This window comes from Rhodococcus sp. GQ147, from assembly GCF_059759155.1.
Genome location: NZ_JCAXDU010000018.1, coordinates 78,004 through 98,558 on the forward strand (window position 1 = coordinate 78,004; position 20,555 = coordinate 98,558).

At 68.3% G+C, this 20,555-nt stretch carries 21 protein-coding genes and 2 pseudogenes; 8 read left to right on the plus strand and 15 right to left on the minus strand.

Annotated elements, in window-relative coordinates; translation table 11 throughout:
* Nucleotides 1–22 precede the first annotated feature (22 nt).
* The 8 genes and pseudogenes from AC6CID_RS19505 to AC6CID_RS19540 all read right to left on the minus strand — a co-directional run.
* Nucleotides 23–1,210, minus strand: a pseudogene (locus AC6CID_RS19505) (LAGLIDADG family homing endonuclease); the annotation flags it as partial.
* 6 nt (nt 1,211–1,216) lie between these two features.
* Nucleotides 1,217–1,774 (minus strand): annotated as a pseudogene (locus tag AC6CID_RS19510) (ribonucleotide reductase N-terminal alpha domain-containing protein); the annotation flags it as partial.
* 83 nt (nt 1,775–1,857) lie between these two features.
* Complete coding sequence (gene nrdI, locus AC6CID_RS19515) at nt 1,858–2,310, minus strand: class Ib ribonucleoside-diphosphate reductase assembly flavoprotein NrdI (protein ID WP_220666251.1); 453 nt, start codon at nt 2,308–2,310, stop codon at nt 1,858–1,860.
* A gap of 106 nt (nt 2,311–2,416) precedes the next feature.
* Nucleotides 2,417–2,647, minus strand: a complete 231-nt coding sequence (locus AC6CID_RS19520) for a redoxin NrdH (protein WP_006550390.1) — start codon at nt 2,645–2,647, stop codon at nt 2,417–2,419.
* A 409-nt stretch (nt 2,648–3,056) separates the two neighbouring features.
* Nucleotides 3,057–5,180 (minus strand): xanthine dehydrogenase family protein molybdopterin-binding subunit, encoded by a 2,124-nt coding sequence (locus AC6CID_RS19525; RefSeq protein WP_498354331.1) that lies wholly within the window; start codon nt 5,178–5,180, stop codon nt 3,057–3,059.
* Nucleotides 5,177–6,178: an FAD binding domain-containing protein gene (locus AC6CID_RS19530; RefSeq protein WP_024101424.1), complete on the minus strand. Its 1,002-nt coding sequence runs from the start codon at nt 6,176–6,178 to the stop codon at nt 5,177–5,179. The genes AC6CID_RS19525 and AC6CID_RS19530 overlap by 4 nt, the downstream gene beginning before the upstream one ends.
* On the minus strand, nt 6,175–6,789 hold the full coding sequence (locus AC6CID_RS19535; protein ID WP_051121499.1) for a 2Fe-2S iron-sulfur cluster-binding protein: 615 nt from the start codon (nt 6,787–6,789) through the stop codon (nt 6,175–6,177). The genes AC6CID_RS19530 and AC6CID_RS19535 overlap by 4 nt, the downstream gene beginning before the upstream one ends.
* A gap of 222 nt (nt 6,790–7,011) precedes the next feature.
* Nucleotides 7,012–7,569: an NAD(P)H-dependent oxidoreductase gene (locus AC6CID_RS19540; RefSeq protein ID WP_006550386.1), complete on the minus strand. Its 558-nt coding sequence runs from the start codon at nt 7,567–7,569 to the stop codon at nt 7,012–7,014.
* Nucleotides 7,570–7,697: 128 nt separating this feature from the next.
* Between AC6CID_RS19540 and AC6CID_RS19545 the strand changes: the two genes are divergently transcribed.
* From AC6CID_RS19545 to AC6CID_RS19555, 3 genes are read left to right on the plus strand one after another with little or no spacing between them, the layout of a single operon-like run.
* Entirely contained in the window at nt 7,698–8,342 is a 645-nt protein-coding gene (locus AC6CID_RS19545) for a TetR/AcrR family transcriptional regulator (protein WP_050993422.1), read from the plus strand.
* A gap of 4 nt (nt 8,343–8,346) precedes the next feature.
* Nucleotides 8,347–9,138 (plus strand): META domain-containing protein, encoded by a 792-nt coding sequence (locus tag AC6CID_RS19550; protein ID WP_255026055.1) that lies wholly within the window; start codon nt 8,347–8,349, stop codon nt 9,136–9,138.
* Nucleotides 9,139–9,162: 24 nt separating this feature from the next.
* Entirely contained in the window at nt 9,163–9,582 is a 420-nt protein-coding gene (locus tag AC6CID_RS19555; RefSeq protein WP_039586033.1) for an META domain-containing protein, read from the plus strand.
* A gap of 21 nt (nt 9,583–9,603) precedes the next feature.
* Here AC6CID_RS19555 and AC6CID_RS19560 read toward each other — a convergent pair whose 3' ends face one another.
* The gene (locus AC6CID_RS19560; RefSeq protein ID WP_006550382.1) at nt 9,604–10,152 is read right to left on the minus strand and encodes a nucleosidase; all 549 of its coding nucleotides are present in this window, start codon (nt 10,150–10,152) and stop codon (nt 9,604–9,606) included.
* On the minus strand, nt 10,149–10,949 hold the full coding sequence (locus AC6CID_RS19565; protein ID WP_072740427.1) for a fructosamine kinase family protein: 801 nt from the start codon (nt 10,947–10,949) through the stop codon (nt 10,149–10,151). The genes AC6CID_RS19560 and AC6CID_RS19565 overlap by 4 nt, the downstream gene beginning before the upstream one ends.
* A 77-nt stretch (nt 10,950–11,026) precedes the next feature.
* Here AC6CID_RS19565 and nadE point away from each other — a divergent pair, with 77 nt between their 5' ends.
* Nucleotides 11,027–11,863, plus strand: coding sequence for an NAD(+) synthase (nadE, locus tag AC6CID_RS19570; protein WP_006550380.1), 837 nt, complete (start codon nt 11,027–11,029; stop codon nt 11,861–11,863).
* On the opposite strand, the gene AC6CID_RS19575 is transcribed toward nadE, so the two are convergent.
* Together AC6CID_RS19575 and moaA are read right to left on the minus strand one after the other, a co-directional pair.
* Nucleotides 11,860–12,138, minus strand: coding sequence for a MoaD/ThiS family protein (locus AC6CID_RS19575; protein ID WP_006550379.1), 279 nt, complete (start codon nt 12,136–12,138; stop codon nt 11,860–11,862). The genes nadE and AC6CID_RS19575 overlap by 4 nt on opposite strands.
* Entirely contained in the window at nt 12,131–13,189 is a 1,059-nt protein-coding gene (moaA, locus tag AC6CID_RS19580) for a GTP 3',8-cyclase MoaA (RefSeq protein ID WP_006550378.1), read from the minus strand. Before moaA ends, AC6CID_RS19575 begins: the two co-directional genes overlap by 8 nt.
* A 129-nt stretch (nt 13,190–13,318) precedes the next feature.
* On the opposite strand from moaA, the gene AC6CID_RS19585 reads away from it, so the two are divergent.
* The 4 genes from AC6CID_RS19585 to AC6CID_RS19600 all read left to right on the plus strand — a co-directional run bounded on the left by AC6CID_RS19585 (nt 13,319) and on the right by AC6CID_RS19600 (nt 17,588).
* Nucleotides 13,319–14,524: a molybdopterin molybdotransferase MoeA gene (locus AC6CID_RS19585; protein WP_041803405.1), complete on the plus strand. Its 1,206-nt coding sequence runs from the start codon at nt 13,319–13,321 to the stop codon at nt 14,522–14,524.
* Nucleotides 14,521–15,519 (plus strand): bifunctional molybdenum cofactor biosynthesis protein MoaC/MoaB, encoded by a 999-nt coding sequence (gene moaCB, locus AC6CID_RS19590; protein ID WP_064062149.1) that lies wholly within the window; start codon nt 14,521–14,523, stop codon nt 15,517–15,519. The genes AC6CID_RS19585 and moaCB overlap by 4 nt, the downstream gene beginning before the upstream one ends.
* On the plus strand, nt 15,512–15,925 hold the full coding sequence (locus AC6CID_RS19595) for a molybdenum cofactor biosynthesis protein MoaE (protein WP_064062150.1): 414 nt from the start codon (nt 15,512–15,514) through the stop codon (nt 15,923–15,925). Before moaCB ends, AC6CID_RS19595 begins: the two co-directional genes overlap by 8 nt.
* 223 nt (nt 15,926–16,148) lie before the next feature.
* Entirely contained in the window at nt 16,149–17,588 is a 1,440-nt protein-coding gene (locus AC6CID_RS19600) for a DEAD/DEAH box helicase (protein WP_006550375.1), read from the plus strand.
* 75 nt (nt 17,589–17,663) lie between these two features.
* On the opposite strand, the gene AC6CID_RS19605 is transcribed toward AC6CID_RS19600, so the two are convergent.
* From AC6CID_RS19605 to AC6CID_RS19615, 3 genes are all read right to left on the minus strand, one after another.
* The gene (locus tag AC6CID_RS19605; protein WP_064061570.1) at nt 17,664–18,686 is read right to left on the minus strand and encodes a CobW family GTP-binding protein; all 1,023 of its coding nucleotides are present in this window, start codon (nt 18,684–18,686) and stop codon (nt 17,664–17,666) included.
* A gap of 72 nt (nt 18,687–18,758) precedes the next feature.
* On the minus strand, nt 18,759–19,394 hold the full coding sequence (locus tag AC6CID_RS19610; RefSeq protein ID WP_006550373.1) for an MBL fold metallo-hydrolase: 636 nt from the start codon (nt 19,392–19,394) through the stop codon (nt 18,759–18,761).
* On the minus strand, nt 19,391–20,476 hold the full coding sequence (locus AC6CID_RS19615; protein WP_006550372.1) for an S-(hydroxymethyl)mycothiol dehydrogenase: 1,086 nt from the start codon (nt 20,474–20,476) through the stop codon (nt 19,391–19,393). Before AC6CID_RS19615 ends, AC6CID_RS19610 begins: the two co-directional genes overlap by 4 nt.
* Nucleotides 20,477–20,555 lie beyond the last annotated feature (79 nt).

Genomic DNA, 20,555 nt, shown 5'->3' on the forward strand with positions numbered 1-20,555 from the left:
GCACCACAGCGCCGCGAATCGTATAGGTATGTGTGCCCTCGACGTGCAGGTTATACACCTTGCTCGGCGTCTCGTCGGTCTTCGCGATCTCACGGATTCCGTAGACATGACGCCCGTGCGCCACCTGATAGGTCGTGCGCTTGGCGCCCTTCCGCCCGACATAGTTGTGCAGGTTCTTGCCGACGTCGAAGATGAAGTCTTCGTTGGTGCCGGGCACCCCGGGGACGAACACATGGCCCGTCACATTGCCCGCCTGGTTGATGTACTGGCGAACGACCGACACGATGCCCAGGCGGCGCAGGATCAACTGCACCTGATCCACCAGTTCCGGATTGACGAGATCGAGGATCATGCCGCCATTGGTGCTGCAGCCGTCGCCCCTGAACAAGCCCGCAAGCAGACCGCGCTGAAACTCTTCATCGGCAGTCATGACATCGCGCGTCAGGCGTTTCGTACTGTAACCGGTCCCGGCAAGCGACAGCAGCAATGACGCCACCACCTTGCTGTTGCAACCCATCTTGGTCGAGTGGTCCGACTGGTTGGTGGACTGAGAGAGTTCGACGCCGAATACTTGCTTGAACGCCGCCGCCAGATCTGCCTGGTACTCGACCTCGTGTGCACCGAGAGTGAAGTGAACACCATTGGGTTGCACACCATCGACACCCGCACGCTTGGATACGTAGCCCTCGGCAACATACCAGCCGAGAATCAGTCCGAACTCGTACGATTCCTCGACGTATCGGTTGACACCGACGAAGCGCTGACTGTGACGCTGCTTGTTCCGATGCTTGGCATCAACGTTCACCTTACGAATCAGACCATCGACCTCTTCGTACAGTCCATTACCAACATGGTCCATGAGGTCGAAAACGCGCTTGTCGCGCTCACCCAACGGCGCCGCGGTGACAATGAAGTCGGTCGGGCGCACGTCCTGGGCAGCGAGCCATACGAAACCGTTGAAGGGATCCGCTCCATCGCCGTCGATCAAGGTCTCGACATCACGCTCGGTCCACACCAGGATAGGATGCTCCGGAGTGCACCGAATCGGCTCTTTGTGCCCGAAGTGCGAAATCGACACCAAGGCTTGATCATTCGGGTTCTCGATCAGCTCCTCGACCGCGTGGTACGCCCCGTCGTGCGACAGGACCAGATCCCCCGCCTGCAGGGTCTCGATAGCCCGCTGCCCGTCGATCGTGTCGATGAGCGTACCGGCGGGAAAGCACGAGACGGGCTCGCCGCGCTGCTTCTTGCCCGAGTTGAGGAAGGTCGGGGTGGCCGGCTGGAAACGACCCGAGATGATCTCGTCGACGAGGTGCCGGGCGAGGATCTCGTCGCCGTCGGCGAGCGTCAGCGCGACCATGCACACACGGTCCTCGAAACGCTCGAGGTAGCGCTTGCCGTCGAACGTCTTGAGCGTGTACGAGGTGTAGTACTTGAACGCACCGAGGAAGGTCGGGAACCGGAACTTCTTCGAATATGCGTGCTCGAACAGCGATTTGACGAATGCACGCGAATACTTCTCGAGCACCTCGGGCTCGTAGTAGTTCTCCTCGACGAGGTAGTCGAGCTTCTCGTCGAGGTTGTGGAAGAAGACCGTGTTCTGGTTGACGTGCTGCAGGAAGTACTGACGGGCGGCGGCCACATCCTTGTCGAACTGGATCTCGCCGTTGGGGCCGTACAGATTCAACATCGCGTTGAGCGCGTGGTAGTCGAGATCCTTGAGCGAATCGTCGAGGTGTGCGCTCGTGGCGGGAGCGGGATCGGTAATGGTCACAGTGCTGTCCCCACTTGTCGGAGTTAGGAAACGGCCGCGCAGTCACGTCCGCGACGCGCGTCGAATACGGATACGGATGTGGCTCAGGCGTTCTGGAGAACGGACTCCCAGAATCGGGCGAGACCGTCGCGGACACGCTCGACGTCGTCGGTCGTGCCCATCAACTCGAACCGGTACAGATACGGCACCTTGCACTTGCGCGAGACGATGTCTCCCGCGAAACAGTACGAGTCGCCGAAGTTGGTGTTACCCGCCGCGATGACACCGCGGATCAGGCCCCGATTGTGCTCGTTGTTGAGGAATCGGATGACCTGCCTGGGAACGTAGCGGGTATCACGGCCCGTGGCGGTCGTCCCGCCACCGTAGGTCGGCACGATCAGTACGTACGGATCGCGGACCTCGAAATTCCCCTCACGATCGTGCAATGGGATCCGGCTGGCCGGGATCCCGAGTTTCTGCACGAATCGGTGGGTGTTCTCGGATGTACTCGAGAAGTACACCAGCGATGTTCCCGGGATCGACCCCAGCGAAGCCATCGGTAGTCACCACTCTTCATTCGATTGCGAAGACCGGCCCGGGCGGACACGGAAGACGTCCGCCCGGAGACGACGACGATCGGGCCGCCGCGAACGCGGCCCGGGCTCAGGCAGCGACGGTGAGCGCCTTGATGCGATCGGGGCGGAAGCCCGACCAGTGGTCGTCGCCGGCGACGACGACGGGCGCCTGGAGGTATCCCAGCGCCATGACGTAGTCGCGGGCCTCGGGGTTCTCACTGATGTCGACGACGTCGTACTCGATGCCGGCCTTGTCGAGGGCGCGGTAGGTGGCGGTGCACTGGACGCAGGCAGGCTTGGTATAGACGGTGATGTTCATGAATGCCCCTTTTCCGACGGCCGTGGGCGGCCTGACGACTGACTGCTGTGCGTTACCCGGAAGCCCACTCATCCGTCCGATCCCGCTTCCCCGAGAGATCGTCGGCACTTGTGGCCCTCCAGCGGTCTAGACACTACACCTTGTGTCCATCGGATACACAGAACCCAGGATGTTGTGACTTACAAAGGTGATATTCCCAGGTCGCGACCCTCCCTCCACGGCGTTTCGGGCGTGTCCCGGCGTGTCGCCGCAGCGCGCACGAGAGAGACCTCGAGCACAGTGTGGCGGGTGCCACCGACAACTTCGCGAGGGCACCGCGAGAACACCCTCCCGACTGCCCTGTTCGGGGAAACCGGATGCGGGACGAGCGACCGTTTCCGCGCGCTCGTCCCGCCTCCGATCCGGTGTGTCAGGGCAGTCCGGCCAGCAGGTCGTCTAGGTGGGCCGGCAGGTTCCGGACCCGCACTCCGGTCGCGTGCCACAGGGCGTTGACGACCGCCGCGGCGCTGCCCACGATCCCGATCTCACCGATCCCCCGCGACCCTATGGGTGTCGCGTGCAGGTCCTCGTCATCGAGCCAATCCGCTTCGACCCGGCGGATGTCGGCGTGTGTCGGCACGTGGTATTCGGACAGATCGTGGTTGACGACGTGCCCGAAACGCGCGTCGCGGATGCTCTCCTCGAAGAGCGCCATCGAGATCCCGAAGGACATCCCGCCGATGACCTGCGAACGCGCGGTTCGCGGATTGATCACCCGTCCCACGGAGAACAGACCGAACATCCGGGGCACCCGGATCTCGCCGGTATCGGCGTCGACGTGCACCTCGGCGAAGTGCACACCGAAGGACTGCGCGGTGTAGTGCTCGAGTTCGCGGTTCTCGGCTGCCGACGCGGACAGTTCGGCACCCACCGGCGGGTCGTCGCCGAAACGTTTGCCGAATTGCTCTGCGGCCGTGACGATCGCGGTTCCCCAGGACGAGGTGCCCGACGACCCGCCGGCCACCGTGCCGTTGGGCAGTGCGCTGTCGCCGATCTCGAGGTCCACGTCCTCCGGTCGGCATCCGAGTGCGTCGGCGGCGATGAGGGTCAGGGTCGTCCACGCACCCGTACCGAGGTCGGTCGCTCCGATACGGACGGAGTAGCGCCCCTCCCCGAGGTGCCGGATCTGGGCTTCCGAGCCGGGATTGACCATGTGGGGATAGGTCGCGACCGCCATGCCGGTACCGATCAGGGTGTTGCCCTGCCGCCGGCGGCCGGGTTCGCGGTCGGACGGATCCCATCCGAATCGCTGCGCTCCTTCGCGGAGGCATTCGACGAGTCGGCGCGACGACCACGGCTTTCCCGTCTCCGGATCCGACTCGGGTTCGTTGCGGATGCGCAGTTCGATCGGGTCGATCCCGAGTTCGGCGGCGAGCTCGTCCATCGCGACCTCGCCGGCGAACATGCCCGGCGCTTCACCTGGCGCGCGCATCCAGAACGGCGCCGGCACGTCGAGGGTGATCGCGCGATGCGACGTACGGGCGTTGGCGACGTCGTAGAGATTGCGCAGCGGCACCCCCGCCTGTTCGACGAATTCGGTGACCCGGGACGACTGGGCGAACGCCTCGTGCACGAGACCGGTGAGCTTGCCGTCACTGTCGGCCGCGAGCCGGATGTGCGAGGCGGTCGGAGCGCGGTACCCGACGTAACCGAACATGTCTGGTCGGGAGACCGCGAACTTGATCGCTTTCCCGGCCAGGGCCCGCGCCGCGAGTCCGCCGAGGACGTCGTGCGCGTGAGGACCGCCCTTGGAACCGAATCCCCCACCGATGTATGGACAGACCACCCGCATCCGGGCCGCGTCGAGACCGAAGACCGGCGCGAGGGTCTCGACGACACCGTGCGGATGTTGCGTGGAGGTGTATAGCGTCAGAGTGTATCCGTCGGTCTCACTGTTCGACGGCACGACGTCGTTCCGCCAGATCGCGACCACGGTGTGCGGTTCGAGTGGATTGTTGTGTTCCTCAGGGGTGGAGTACCACTGATCGATCACCGTCTCGGCGCGGGCGAACGCCGCGTCGACGTCGCCTCGCTCGGTGTCGGGTTCGTAGCCGCCGTTGACGGTCTCGGGTGTGTACGCGTCGGGATGGTCGGCGCGGAAGAGCGCGTCGTGCGGTTCCTCGCTGTACTCGACTTTCAGGAGCGAGCATGCCTCCCGGGCGATCTCGAAGCTCTCCGCGACGACCGCGCCGATGATCTGACCCCGGTACAGCACGTCGGGTGTCTGCAGGACGGAGTACTCGCCCTCGGCCTCTTCGGTGAGACGTGGGGCGTTCCAGGGAGTGAGGACCTTCAGCACCCCGGGCACCGCTTCTGCGGCGGCGGTGTCGATGCGGTCGACGCGTCCACGGGCGATGGTGGAGGTGAGCGGTACGAGGTAGGCGGGATCGTCGACCGGGTGCTCGTAGGCGTACGGTGCCGTCCCGGCGACCTTCGCCGGTCCGTCGATGCGCGCGGTGGAGCGTCCACCTGCTCGGATCGGCTCGGGGCTCATGCGGATCCACCTCGTTCCCGTCGTTCGTCGAGTTCGCGCAGGGTCGCCACCACGGTTCGCCGCAGCAGCGGGATCTTGTAGGCGTTGCCGTCGAGGGGACTCGCGTCGGCGAGTTCGGCCTCGGCCGCCGCAGCGAAGACCTCGTCGGAGGGTTGTTGCCCGAGGAGTGCTTCCTCCGCGCGGTGTGCCCGCCAGGGCCGGTGTGCGACCCCACCGAATGCGATGCGGCACCCGGTGATCGTCCCGTCCGCAACGGTCATCTCGGCCGCTACGGAGACCAACGCGAAGGCGTAGGACGCCCGGTCGCGCACCTTGCGATAGGTGGACAGCGAACTCTGCGCCGCGGGGATCTGCACGCCGACGATGAGGTCGTCGCGTTCGAGCACGGTGTCGCGCTCGGGTGTGTCGCCGGGGAGTCGGTAGAAGTCCTCTACCGCGATGGCGCGCTCGCCGTCCGGGCCGAGGACCAGGACTTCGGCGTCGAGCGCGAGCAGGGCGACCGCCATGTCGGACGGATGGGTGGCCACGCAGTGCTCCGAGGCGCCGAGGATCGCGTGGTAGCGGGTGTATCCGCCGATGGCGGAGCAGCCGCTGCCGGGTTCGCGCTTGTTGCAGGGGGTGCTCACGTCCCGGAAGTACGAGCACCGCGTGCGCTGGAGCAGGTTGCCGCCGGTGGTCGCGGTGTTCCGGAGCTGGGGTGAGGCACCGGCGAGCAGTGCGCGCGACAGCACCGGGTAGTTGCGCCGCACGAAGGGATGCGCCGCGAGGTCGCTGTTGCGGACGTTGGCGCCCACCCGGATTCCCCCGTCGGCCGTCTCCTCCACGGCGTCGAGCGGAAGATGCGAGACGTCGACGAGGAGATCGGGGGTCGCGACGCCGAGTTTGAGGTGGTCGACCAGATTCGTGCCGCCCGCGAGGAAGACCGCACCCGGTGTCTCGTGCACGACGGCGACGGCGGCGGCGGGATCTGCCGGTCGCTCGTAGCGGAGGGGGCTCATCGCGTCTCCTCCGTATCGAGGCGGCTGTCGCCGACACCGATTCGGCTGTCGCCTGCACCGATTCGGCTGTCGCCGGTGGCGACGGTGCGGATCGCCGAGACGATGTTGGGATAGGCGGCGCAGCGGCACAGATTGCCGCTCATGCGTTCCCGGATCTCGTCGTCGTCGAGTTCGGGTGCCTGTTCGAGATCGGCCGTTACGTGACTCGGCGCCCCGTCGGCGAACTCGTCGAGCATGCCGACGGCCGAACAGATCTGGCCGGGGGTGCAGTAGCCGCACTGGAAGGCGTCGTCCTCGATGAACTGCGCCTGGAGCGGATGCATCTCCCCGTCGCCGAGTCCGGCGGCGGTGACGATCTCGGCGCCGTCGTGCGAGGCGGCGAGGGCCAGGCACGAGAGGGTGCGCCGGCCGTCGATCAGCACGGTGCACGCTCCGCACTGACCGAGATCGCATCCCTTCTTCGGGGACGTGATCCCGAGGCGGTCGCGCAGTGCGTCGAGCACGGTGGTGCGGACGTCGATCGGGACGCGACGCTCCACCCCGTCGACGTGGAGAACTATGTCGAGATCGGGTCGGTGGCCGGTATCGGTCCTCGTGTCCCCGCTTGTCATGGGCAAACCTCCGAACAGTGGGCTGTGTTCGGGGCATTCCCGCTGCAGGCGTCATCGAACCGTCGAGATGCGACGAGCGACGAGGGGAGCGTCCGCGGCTCGGCCGGACCCTGCGGATACGCGGTGCCGGAGACCTCACGGGTCTCCGGCACCGGGGGTGTCGGTCGGTCCGCCGGCCGCTCTCGGTGCCGGCGGTACCGGCAGGGACGACGGACGTCTCGATCAGGCGTCGGCGAGCACCTTGGTGGCGTCGGCCAGTGCGGCGACGACCGTTGCGACCTGCTGCGCGGTCTCGGCGTGCTCCTTGGCGTGCTCGCCGCCGAACTTGCCGAAGGTTTCGCCGACCGACAGCGAGCCGGCGTCGACGACCTTGCCGCCGGCGATTCCGACGACCTTGACCGCGTCCTCGAGCGCCCACTTCGCAGCGTTCTGGCTGGGCGACTGGCTGACGATGGCGACGGGCTTGCCGCTCAGTGCGCCGGCACCGTAGGGGCGCGACAGCCAGTCGACGGCGTTCTTGAGCACCGCGGAGACGGTGCCGTTGTACTCGGGCGTGACGATCAGCACGGCATCGACCTCGGCAGCGGCGTCGCGCAGAGCCACGGCAGCAGCGGGGGCAGCCTCGCCGTCGAGATCCTCGTTGTAGAAGGGAACGTCGGCGAGGCCCTCGTAGAGGGTCACCTCGACGTTCTCGGCAGCAACCGCCGCGGCGGTCTCGGCGAGCTGGCGGGAGACGGAGCCGTCACGCAGGCTGCCGACGAGGGCGAGAACTCGGGTCATGGGAACATCCTCGGGTCGAAGTGGTTGACTACGCAATTTTAAACGGACCGCGGTCCGCTTTATTCCCCGCCCCGCTAGAGTGTGACCTTGTGAACACTCGCCCCCTCCCGCACGCGGACGGTCGGGCGCTGCCTGCGGCGAACAGCCGGGCTCTCCCCCTGGCGGACGAACGACTCTCCGAACGGGGCGACGCAGCGCGCAATCGTTCCCGTCTGCTCGACGCCGCCGCCCTGCTCGTCGCCGAGCGCGGCGTCGATGCCGTGACGATGGACGCCGTCGCGGCGCGGGCCGGGGTCGGCAAGGGCACCGTCTTCCGCAGGTTCGGCTCCCGCGCCGGGCTCGTCCGGGCACTGCTCGACCACAGCGAGCGCGAGTTCCAGCAGGGCTTCCTGTTCGGCCCGCCACCGCTCGGCCCCGACGCCGAGGCCCTGGACCGGCTCATCGCCTTCGGTCGTGCACGCATCGAACTCGTCGAGGTGCAGGGCGAACTGCTCCGCGCGGCCGAATCCGCCACCGACTCCCACTACACCGCTCCCGCCCACCTGGTCTCGCTCGCCCACGTCGACGCACTGCTGCGTGCTGCCGGAGTCACCGGCGACACCCGATTGCTGGCGACCTCGCTGGTCGCGTCGCTCGAGGCCACCCTCGTGCTCCACCAGTGGCGCGAGCTGGGACATCCGCTCCGCCGACTCGCCGACAACTGGGCCGAACTCGCACACCGTGTCGTGACCGGTCGAGGTAGCCGCAAATCTGGGTCGAGCGCCGTACCGTAACGGCATGATTCGCACATTCCGGGTGCTCGCACTGGTCTCCCTGACAGCGGTGGCCGCCGCGTGCAGCACCGATTCGGATTCGGACGACGGCAACTCCGCGGAGGACCTCACCGGCCGCACCTTCGTCTCGACGAGCGTGACCGGCACGCAGATCCCGGGCGACGGACCGATGGTCGTCGAGTTCCCGGAGGACGGACGCATCTCCGCGACCGCCGGCTGCAACCGTTTCGTCGGCGGCGTGGACCTGGCCGACGGCCGAGTGAAGGCATCGGACCTGGCGAGCACGATGATGGCCTGCCTGCCGGAACGCGAGGGAGCAGACGCTTGGCTCACCACGCTGTTCGACGCCGAGCCGCGCTGGTCGCTCGACGGGGACACCTTCATGCTCACCGGCGACGACATCACGGTCTCGCTCGAGGACGAGAAGGTCGTCGACCCCGATCTGCCGATCACCGGCACCGAGTGGGTGGTGACCTCGCTGCGCACCGCCGACGCCGTCGTCAGGTCGGTCGCCCTGGAGAACGCCGCGCCGACGCTCACCCTGGCCGACGACGGCACCCTCACCGGGAACACGGGGTGCAACGAGTTCGGCGGCAGCGCCGAGGTGGGCGACGATGTCATCCTGTTCGAACCGCTCACCATGACCCGCGCGGCCTGCGCCGATCCCGAGCTCGCCGACATCGAGACGCACGTCCTGAACGTGCTCGCAGGTGAGACCACCTACATCGTCCGGGGCTCGTCGATGATTCTCACCGCAGCGAACGGCACCGACGGACTGGAGTTCACGGCCCGCTGATCCCTCCTCGGTACCGTGAGACCCATGCCGGGAGCAGTCCGCGTGGTCGTCGTCCTCGCACTGGGTGCGCTGCTGTCCGGGTGCGGAATGTTCGGGTCGTCGCCGTCCGACCCGATCGGTCGCCGTTACATCTCGACCGAGGTCGAGGGGCGGCCGATCCCCGGCGGCGGTCCGCTCCAGTTGTCGTTCCCCGCTCGGGAGCGGGTCGCGGCGTCCGCCGGATGCAACCGGTTCACCGGCACCGCCGACCTGTCCGGGAGCAGGATCCGCGCCGGGACGCTCGCGTCCACGAGAATGGCGTGTCCTCCCCCGCGCGACGGCGCCGACGACTGGGTACGGACGCTGTTCGCGGGCACACCCCGGTGGACTCTCGACGGGGAGGTGCTCACCCTGACCACCGGCGCGGTGACCGTCACCCTCACCGAACGTACGGACGGGCGCTGAGATCGTTCGTCATGGAATCGTTCAGTAACGCTCGACGAGCCAGCGGGCGAGTTCCTGCGCGCTGCGGTCGACCTGCTTCGGCCAGTCGAGCGCCGAATCGTCGGCCCGGTCGCTCACGTGCTTGACGAGCCGGCACCGCGCGCCCATGCGGCGGGCGGCATAGGCAACCGCGAAGCCCTCCATGTCGACGAGATCGGCGCGCGCGGACAGCGCGTCGCGGATCTGGGCGTCCGAGACGAACGAATCACCGGTGGCGAGCACGCTGCCGTCACCGTCGTCGATCTGCACGACGTCCTGCACGGGATGACCGAGGCTCTTCAGGATCTCGCTGCTGATGTCGTGGTTGATCGCGGCGGACGGCAGGAACAGTCCCGAGTGGTGGGTGTGCAATGCGCCGGCGGTGCCGATGTTCACGACGAGCGGCCGCGCGTCGGCCGGATACCCCGCGAGCGCCGCGGTGACGGCCACCGCTGCGTCGACCTTCCCGATCCCGGTGATCACCGTCTCGTAGCGTTCCGGGACGTGCGCCGCCTCGGCGCGGGTCGCGGATACGACGAGAATCCCGTTCACGTACTGCCTCCGAGTTCGAGGGTCGCGAGTGCCGCCCGGTGCAGCTCCCGCCCGTACCCGGCACCGTATCCCGCGGCGTGCACCGCCAGTGGATGCAGCTGGTGCACGGGCACCCGCTGCTCCCACCCGACGCGTAGCGGATGCGCCGCCTCGTAGCCGTCGACGACCCGGCCCAGGTGCGGGCAACCGAAGAGCGCGAGCATCGCCAGATCCGTCTCGCGGTGGCCGCCGTGCGCGGCCGGATCGATCAGGACGACGCCGCGCGGCGACCACAGCACGTTGCCGTTCCACAGGTCTCCGTGCAGGCGCGAGGGCGGATCCTCGTCGTCGAAGGCTCCGGCGGCGACGAGATCGCAGGCGGCCTCGATCTCGTGGCACTGACGGCCGGTGACGCTGCCCGCCTCGACCGCGATGCGCAGGAAGGGCAGCACCCGCTCTGCGACGTAGAACGATCCCCAGGTGTCGTGCACGGTGCGGCTCATGGGGCGGCGGCCGATGAACAGCTGCCCGTCGTAATCGTCGGGTGCCGCACCGAAACCGGCGGCGCCCACGTCGTGCATCCGGGCGAGTGCCGCACCGAACTCCCGTGCGGCCTCGGCGGACGGGGATGCCTCGGCGATCCGCTCGAGTTCGATGTGGTGCTCGCTCACCGACCGCACCGCCACCACCGGCATACCGGCCTCGGCGAGCCAGGCCAGACCGGCCGCCTCGGCCCGGAAGAAATCAGGATGGGTGTGCGGGTCGTGTTTGCGGAAGACGTCTCCGGTGCTCACCCCGAAGAGTCTGCCCGACCGCACACTTCGTCCCGCCCTCTTCGCCCACCCTCTTCTCCGTTGTATCGCAGCAGTAACACAGGAACGCTAGGGTCGTGAAGATGACGAACCTTCGCGATCGGATCATCGAAGAACTCGGGGTGAAACCCTCCATCGACCCGCGCGCCGAGATCGACGCGCGGGTGCAGTTTCTCGCCGACTACCTGCGCAGCACTCCCGCGAAGGGATTCGTGCTCGGCATCAGCGGCGGGCAAGACAGCACCCTCGCCGGCAAGCTCGCCCAGCTCGCCGCGGAGAAGCTCCGCGCCGAGGGCCACACGGCGGAGTTCGTCGCGGTCCGCCTGCCCTACGGCAAGCAGGCCGACGAGCACGACGCCCTCGTCGCATTGGAGTTCATCGGAGCCGACCGCACTCTCGGTGTGGATGTGAAGCCCGGCGCCGACGCGACGGCTTCGGAAGCGGCTCGCGCGCTGTACGGCACCGAGACGCGTCTGCGCGACTTCGTGCGCGGCAACATCAAGGCCCGCGAACGCATGATGATCCAGTACGCGATCGCCGGAGAACTCGGCTACCTCGTGGTCGGCACCGACCACGCCGCCGAAGCGGTGACCGGTTTCTACACCAAGTACGGCGACGGCGGCGTCGACATCACTCCCCTGGCCGGTCTGACGAAGCGGCAGGGTGCGGCGCTGCTGCGCGAACTCGAAGCACCCGAGAGCACCTGGATCAAGATCCCCACCGCCGATCTCGAGGACGACCGTCCCGCGCTGCCTGACGAGGAAGCGCTCGGCATGGCCTACAGCGAGATCGACGACTATCTCGAGGGCAAGGACGTCACCGACGACCTCGCCAAGCGCCTCGAGGCCAAGTTCCTCGACACGCGGCACAAGCGCGTGATGCCCGTGGGGCCCTTCGACACCTGGTGGCGTGAGGATTAACCACCCGCGAAGGGCGGCAGGACGTCCACTCGGGACCCGGCCGGCCGGCCGAGGTCCCGGGTGAGTTCGCCCGTGCCGCCGTCGCCGGGTTCGAGCAGGAAGGCCGCCACCGACAGGACCCGCTCCATATCGGCGCCGTAACGATCGACGAGGACGGCACGCAGCGTGCCGAGATCGGCGCCTTCCGGCAGGTCGATCGTGTCCTTCTCGCGTCCGGCCGCATCTGCTGCGGCCGCGAAGTACCGCACCTCGATCCCCGTCGTCACCTCAGCCACCGATAGCTCCCATGCTCCGCTGCGGCGGCGCGAAGTCCGCCGCGTCCATGCCGTGTCCGGCCGACTTGTTCCACATCGCCCCGCGCCACAGCGCGGCGAGTTCGTCGTCGGTGGCGCCGCCCCGCAGAGCGGCGCGCAGGTCGGTCTCCCGGTCGCTGAACAGGCAGGACCGGACCGTTCCCTCGGCCGTCAACCGCGTGCGGTCGCAGTCGCTGCAGAACGACCGCGTAACCGACGCGATGATCCCGACGGTCGCCGGTCCGCCGTCGACGAGCCAGCGTTCGGCCGGCGCGGACGGGTCCTCGCGTTCGGTCTCCGTGAGCGTGAACCGCTGCCCGAGCACGTCGAGCAATTGCTGGGCCGGCACCATCTGCGAGCGCGCCCAGTTCTGATCGGCGTCGAGAGGCATCTGCTCGATGAACCGCAGTTCCACGCCCTCGTCCAGGCACCACGCGAGCAGATCGGCCGCACCTTCGAGGGTTTCCGGCATCAGGACAGCGTTGACCTTGACCCGACCCAGTCCGGCGGCCACCGCGGCGCGGATACCGTCGAGCACCGAATCGAGCCGATCGCGGCGCGTGAGCCGCGCGAAGTGCTCGCGGTCGATGGTGTCGAGGGAGATGTTCACGCGGGTCAGTCCGGCGTCCGCCAGCGCCCGCGCACGGTGCCGGAGACCGACCGCATTGGTGGTCAGCGCGATCGGCAGCCCCGGCGTCTGCTGCGCGCATCCGGCGACGATCTCCTCGAGATCGCGGCGCATGAGCGGTTCCCCACCGGTGAAGCGCACCTCGTGGACACCGAGTCGACCGGTCGCGATGCCCACCAGACGCACGATCTCGGCGCTCGCGAGCAGCTGGTCGCGCGGAATCTCGGGAAGGCCCTCGGCCGGCATGCAGTAGGTGCAGCGCAACGAGCACTTCTCGGTGAGGGACACGCGCAGGTCGCGGGCGATGCGACCGAAGCGATCGAGAAGCTCGGGCACGTCGGGCCGATCGGACGCGTCGTCTGCGCGATCGCGCACGACCGGGATGCCCATGTCCACCGCTGTCATACGACCATCGCTTTCATACAGCCCAGTATGCCCACAACCGCCGATCGTGACATCGCATCCGGACAGACGGGGCACACGCGGCGCGTCGTGGGCGGCGGGGCACGGCCCTCGTGTGCCTAGGATGGCGGCATGACGAGCGGCAGGCGGTCCGTGGAGGAACACGAACAGCACGTGGCGGCGTTGCTCGACCCGTTGCGGAAGAAGAGCCCATTGCGTGTGCCGCTCGCGCACGCGCTGCACCGCACCCTCACGGAGGACGTCGAGTCGCCGCTGGACCTGCCACCCTTCCGCAACTCCCAGATGGACGGCTACGCCGTCCGCGCCGGCGATCTCGCGTCGACCCCCGCCGACCTGCCCGTCCAGGGCGTGCTGGCCGCGGGCGACACCGTCGCGGCACTCGAACCGGGGCACGCGCTGAAGATCATGACGGGCGCTCCCGTCCCGGACGGCGCCGACGCCGTCGTCCCGGTCGAGGACACCCGTGCGACCACCCCCGACTCGGACGGCGCCGGCAGCGTGACCGTCGAGCGCAGCGTTACGCCCGGAACCTATGTGCGTGAGGCGGGAACCGACGTCCGCAAGGGCGATCTGCTGCTTCCCGCGGGCACGGTCCTCGCCGCCCGACACATCGCCGCGCTCGCCGCCGTCGGCCTCACCTCGATCCCCGTCCGTGCACGGCCGCGGGTCGCGATCATCTCGACCGGCAGCGAACTCGTCACGGCCGGGAGCGAACTCGGGCCGGGCCAGATCTTCAACTCGAACGGACCGGCGCTGGCCGCGAGCGCGTCGGCCAACGGTGCCGACGTCGTGACCATCGACCACTGCCACGACGATCCGGAGGAGTTCGTGACGATGCTCGAACATGCCGTGGGCGTCGCCGACGTCGTGTTCACCTCCGGCGGAGTGTCGAAGGGCGACTTCGAGGTCGTGAAGGACACGCTCGCGCCGCGGGGCGGGCAGTTCGTCTCGGTGGCGATGCAGCCGGGCGGCCCTCAGGGCACCGCCGTGGTCGACGGCGTGCCGATCCTGACCTTCCCCGGCAATCCTGTCAGCGCGCTCGTCTCGTTCGAGGTGTTCGCGCGACCCGCACTGCGGGCCGCCGCCGGCTATCCGCCCGTCGTGTGCGAGAGCTTGCCGCTCACCGAGGATCTCACGTCGATCCCGGGACGCCGGCAGTTCCTGCGCGGGCGACTCGACGAGAAGGGGGTGACCCCCTTCCGCGGGCACGGGTCGCATCTCGTCGCCGGACTCGCCGCCGCCGACGTGCTCCTCGACATCCCCGCCGACACCACCTCCCTCGAAGCCGGAGACCTCGTGAAAGTACGGATCCTGTGACCGACCTCAGCCACCTGGACGACCAGGGACGCGCCCGCATGGTGGACGTCTCCTCGAAGACCGACACCACACGGATCGCCGTGGCGGCAGGCGAACTCGTCACCACTCCCGAGGTGGTCGCGCTCGTCCGCGCCGACGACATGCCCAAGGCCGACGTCCTGGCCACGGCCCGCATCGCCGGCATCGCGGCGGCGAAACGCACCTGGGAGCTCATCCCCCTGTGCCACCAGCTGGCGCTGTCGTCGGTGAAGGTGATGTTCGACTTCACCGACACCTCGATCACGATCGAGGCCACCGCGAAGACCAAGGGCCCGACCGGAGTCGAGATGGAGGCGCTCACCGCGGTCGCCGTCGCCGGCCTGACCCTGCACGACATGGTCAAGGCCGTGGATCCGGCCGCCGTTCTCGACGGCGTGCGGCTGATCTCCAAGGAGGGCGGCAAGCGCGGCCACTGGACCCGTGACGACACACCCGGCCGGGACGGGACCCCCGGGGCCGGCGAACAGCCCATGGAGAAGACCGGACGCTCCGCCGCCGTGGTCGTCGCGTCGACCGGTGTCGCCGCGGGCACCCGCGAGGACCGCACCGGACCGCTCATCCGGTCGTGGCTCGAGGACAAGGGATTCGCGGTCCGCGGTCCCCTCGTCCACGCGGACGCCGACATCGCAGCCGGTCTCGCCGACGCGGTCCGTCCGGGCCCTGCCCTGGTCGTGACGACCGGCGGAACCGGGGCGTCGCCGACAGACGCGACCCCCGAAGCGACTCTCGCCCTGCTCGATCGTGAACTGCCCGGCATCGCGGAGTCGATCCGGCAGCGCGGACTCGAGGCCACCCCGCACGCTGTGCTCTCGCGCGGCGTCGCCGGTCTCGTCGGCCACACGGTCGTCGTGAACCTGCCCGGCTCGCCCGGCGGGGTGAAGGACGGTCTCGCCGCCCTCGACCCGATCCTCGACCATCTGTTGGCACAAGTCGCAGGAGGCGGCGCTCATGAGTGAACTACTGGCCCGGCTCTCCTCGGAACCGCTCGATCCCGCAGCGGTGGACGCCGCGGTGGCAGGCGCCGAACACGGTGCGGTGGTGCTCTTCACCGGTGTCGTCCGCAATCACGACGGTGGACAGTCGGTGACCGCGCTGCAGTACCAGGCACATCCGGATGCCGAAACGTTCCTGCGGCGGTGCTGCGAGGACGTCGCGGCGAAGTCCGGGCTTCCGGTCGCGGCGGTGCACCGAGTGGGCGATCTCACCATCGGCGATCTCGCGCTGGTCGCGGCGGTCGCCGCCCCACACCGCGCAGAAGCCTTCGCCACCTGCGCCGAACTGGTCGAACGCATCAAGGCCGAAGTGCCGATCTGGAAGCGTCAGCACTTCACCGAGGGTGCCTCGGAGTGGGTGGGTCTGTAGTCACATCAGGGACTGACGCACCCTGTGCGGTAGGGTGACATGGTTCGGGCGTCACGACGACGCCCACCGTCGTGGGATACCGGCGGCCCGGGATCGTGCCCGGCTCGCATGCACAGATGCAGTACGCACAGATGCACCGGCCTTCCTTGCGGCGATCGCACAGCACCACGGGCACACGGTCCGTCGAGTGCACACACGCCGCATCGAAAGGCAGCGCTGTTCCATGACCACATCTTTCTCCGATCTCGGGGTGCCCCGCCCGCTCGTCGCCACGCTGAACGACGCCGGGATCACCAGCCCCTTCCCCATCCAGGTGGACACCCTCCCCGACACCCTCGCCGGTCGTGACGTGCTCGGACGCGGACGCACGGGTAGCGGTAAGACCCTGGCCTTCTCGATCCCGCTCGCCGCTCGCCTCGCCGGCAGGAGCACCCGGGCGGCAGGCCGTCCGCGTGGCCTGATCCTGGCTCCCACCCGCGAACTGGCGACCCAGATCGCCGCGGCCATCGAACCGCTCGCGCATTCGTCGGGTCTGAAGGTCACCACGATCTTCGGCGGCGTGTCGCAGAAGCGCCAGGTCGAGGCCCTCCGTCGCGGCGTCGACATCGTCATCGCCTGCCCGGGCCGCCTCGAGGACCTCATGCGCCAGAAGTTCGTGGCGCTCGACGACATCGAGGTCACAGTGCTCGACGAGGCCGATCACATGGCAGACCTCGGCTTCCTGCCCGGCGTCACCCGCATCCTGACGGCGACACCGAAAGACGGTCAGCGCCTGCTGTTCTCGGCCACCCTGGACAACGGCGTCGACAAGCTCGTCAAGCGGTTCCTGAAGAACCCGGTCATGCACTCGGTCGACGAGGCCACCTCCCCCGTCGCCGCGATGACCCACCACGTCTTCGACGTCGCGGGCATGGATACGAAGAAGGACCTCGTCCGCACCCTCGCATCGGGAACCGGTCGCCGAATCCTGTTCATGCGCACCAAGCATCAGGCCCGCAAGCTCGCCAAGCAACTCACCGACTCCGGCATCCCAGCGGTGGACCTGCACGGCAACCTCTCCCAGAACGCCCGCGACCGCAATCTCGCCGCGTTCTCGTCGGGTGAGGCGCGGGTGCTCGTGGCGACGGACGTCGCCGCACGTGGTGTCCACGTCGACGACGTCGAACTCGTCGTGCACGTCGATCCCCCGGCCGAGCACAAGGCGTACCTGCACCGCTCCGGTCGCACGGCCCGCGCCGGCAGCACCGGCGACGTCGTCACCGTCGTCCTACCCGACCAGCGCAGGGATCTCGCGGCCATCATGCGCAAGGCCGCCATCGACGTCACCCCCATCAAGGTGACGGCGGATTCCGAGCACGTGCTGAAGCTCGTCGGCGAGATCGCGCCGTACGTCGCGCCGGCACCGAAGCAGGCTTCCGCGCCGTCGCGTCCGCAGCGCAACGGCGGCAGCCGCCGTTCGTCGGCTCCCCGCCAGGGCTCCGGTTCGGGTCAGCGTTCCTCGTCGAGCGGACAGCGTTCCGCCGGTGGGCAGCGCTCCTCGGGTGGGCAGCGCTCCTCGGGTGGGCAGCGCGCGGCCGGCGGTCAGCGTTCGGCCGGTCAGGGCGCCGCAGCTGCCACCGGTGGCCGTCGTCGTCCCCAGCGCCGTACCTCCGCCGCTCGCTGAGCCGAAGGGCCTGCCTCCCGCGTCAGCGGGGGTGAGTCGGCCTTCCGCCTCAGCGGGATGAATCGGCCTTCCGCCTCAGCGGGGCGTGAATCGGTGTATCGCGTACATCGCGTCCGCGGACACCGGTTCGGTCGGCACGCAGCGGCGTAGTCGCTCGCGTACGTCGTCGGAGTCGAGATCGGCCCCGATGACGACGAGCTGCGTCCCGTCGGGCACGTCGTCGCCGCGACCCGCCGGTTCGAACCTGATGTGGTCGCCGACGGTGTGCAACAGATAGGTGCCGGTGTCCAGTCCGGCAGCGACTCGCACGTATCCCTTGATACGGAACACCCCTGCGGGCTGGTTCTCGAGGAGATCGACCAGCACGCGGGGGTGCAGTGCATCTGCTGACTCGAAGGTGATCGCGTCGTAGCCGTCGTGCAGATGGGTGTGCTCGTGGTTGTCCTGCTCGTAGAGCAACCGGTCGAGGGTGAGCTGCTCCCCCGGCTGCGGACCCGGCCGCTCCGGGATGTCGAACAGCAACGCCGGGTCGAGGCGACCGTGATCGGTCGAGACGACCGCGGCGCGGGAGTTGAGCCGGCACAGGCGCGTCAGCAGATCGTCGTGGGCCTCACCGTCGATCCGGTCGGTCTTGTTGATCAGCACCAGATCGGCGAGCGCCACGTGCTGTTCGACCTCGGGATGCTGCTCGGCGGTCGCGTCGAACTCCACCGCGTCGACGACCAGCACGAGGCCACCGTAGGAGACGTATTCGTTCTCCGAACCGGCGACGAGCCGGATCATGTTGCGGGGCTCGGCGAGTCCACTCGCCTCGACGACGATCACGTCGAGATCGGACGAGCGGTGGGCGAGCTTGTCGAGCATCGCGTCCATGTCACTGACATCGACTGCGCAGCACAGACATCCGTTGCTCAGCGAGACCATCGAGTCGACCTGCCCCGCCACCATCATCGAATCGATGTTGACGGAACCGAAATCGTTGACGATCACACCGATCCGCGCACCGCGGGTGTTGCGCAGCAGGTGGTTGAGCAGCGTCGTCTTCCCCGCGCCGAGAAATCCGGCCACCACGATCACCGGGATCTGCTTCTTCGCCATGGTGGTGAGACTAGCCGTGCGCTCGTACGCGGTTCCGACGGCAACCGCCGCCGGAACCGCGCACCGGCAGCATCAGCTGCCGCGCTTGATCCACTCCTCGAGGTGCGGCGACTCGGTGCCGATCGTGGTGCCGTCGCCATGACCGGTGTGCACCTTCGTCTCCGCGGGCAGGACGAACAGCTTGTCGCGGATCGACCCGATAATGGTCGGGAAGTCCGAGAACGAGCGGCCCGTCGCGCCCGGTCCGCCGGAGAACAGGGTGTCGCCGGTGAACAGCTCACCCGCTTCCGGCAGGTACAGGCAGGTCGAACCCGGCGAGTGACCCGGCGTGGCGATCGCCTGGATGTCGGTTCCGGCCACCCGGATCCGCTCCCCGTCCTCGAGCGTGCCGTGCGCGACACCCGGGTGGGTCATCTCCCACAGCACGTCGTCGGCCGGGTTGAGCAGGATCGGCGCGTCGAGCTTCTCGGACAGCTCCGGCGCCACGGTGATGTGGTCGTTGTGTGCGTGCGTGCACACGATCGCCACGACCTTCCGTCCACCGACGGCGTCGATGATCGGCTGCGCGGTGTGCGCGGCGTCGATCACCACGACCTCGGAGTCGTCGCCGACGAGCCAGATGTTGTTGTCGACCTCCCATTCGCCGCCGTCGAGCGCGAAGGTGCCCGACGTGACGACCCGGTCGACGCGGATCGGCGAGGTGCTCACAGGACCACCACCGAACGGAGGACCTCACCGCGGTGCATCGTCTCGAACGCCTTCTCGACGTCGTCGATGCCGATGCGCTCGGTGACGAACTTCTCGAGCGGCAGGCGTCCCTGCTGGTACAGGTCGACGTAGGTCGGGAAGTCGCGCTCGGGCAAGCAGTCGCCGTACCACGAGCTCTTGAGCGAGCCGCCGTGCGAGAAGAAGTCGATCAGCGGCATCTCGAGGGTCATATCCGGGGTGGGTACACCGACGAGGACGACGGTGCCGGCGAGGTCGCGGGCGTAGAAGGCCTGCTTGTAGGTCTCCGGCCTGCCCACCGCGTCGATGACGACGTCCGCACCGAAACCGCCCGTCAGCTCCTTGATCGCCTCGACCGCGTCGACCCCGCTGGAGTTGACGGTGTGGGTGGCACCGAGGTCGGTGGCCCACTCGAGCTTCTTGTCGTCGCGGTCGACGGCGATGATCGTGACGGCACCTGCCAGGCGCGCACCCATGATCGCGGCGTCGCCGACACCGCCGCAGCCGATGACGGCGACGGACTGGCCGCGGGTGACTCCGCCCGTGTTGACGGCGGCACCGAGACCGGCCATGACACCGCAGCCGAGCAGGCCGACGACGGCCGGATCGGCGCTCGGGTCGACCTTGGTGCACTGACCGGCGTGGACGAGGGTCTTGTCGGCGAACGCGCCGATGCCCAGCGCCGGAGTGAGTTCGGTGCCGTCCTCGAGTGTCATCTTCTGGGTGGCGTTGAAGGTGTCGAAGCAGTACTGCGGCTGACCGCGCTTGCAGGCGCGACACTGGCCGCACACCGCGCGCCAGTTCAGGACGACGAAGTCGCCCACGGCGACCGAGTCGACGCCCTCACCGACGGATTCGACGACACCGGCGGCCTCGTGGCCGAGCAGGAACGGGAACTCGTCGTTGATGCCGCCCTCGCGGTAGTGCAGATCCGTGTGGCACACGCCGCACGCGGCGATCGCGACGACGACCTCACCGGGGCCGGGATCGGGGATCACGATGGGCACGACCTCGACAGGCGCTCCCTTCGAGCGAGCGACGACTCCGCGGACTGTTTGCGACATGCTGTCTCCGTTTCGTGATGCGACCGGCAGTATCCGGTGTTTCCGACTTCCGGTGATTCCGACCCTAGCCACTCCCGCG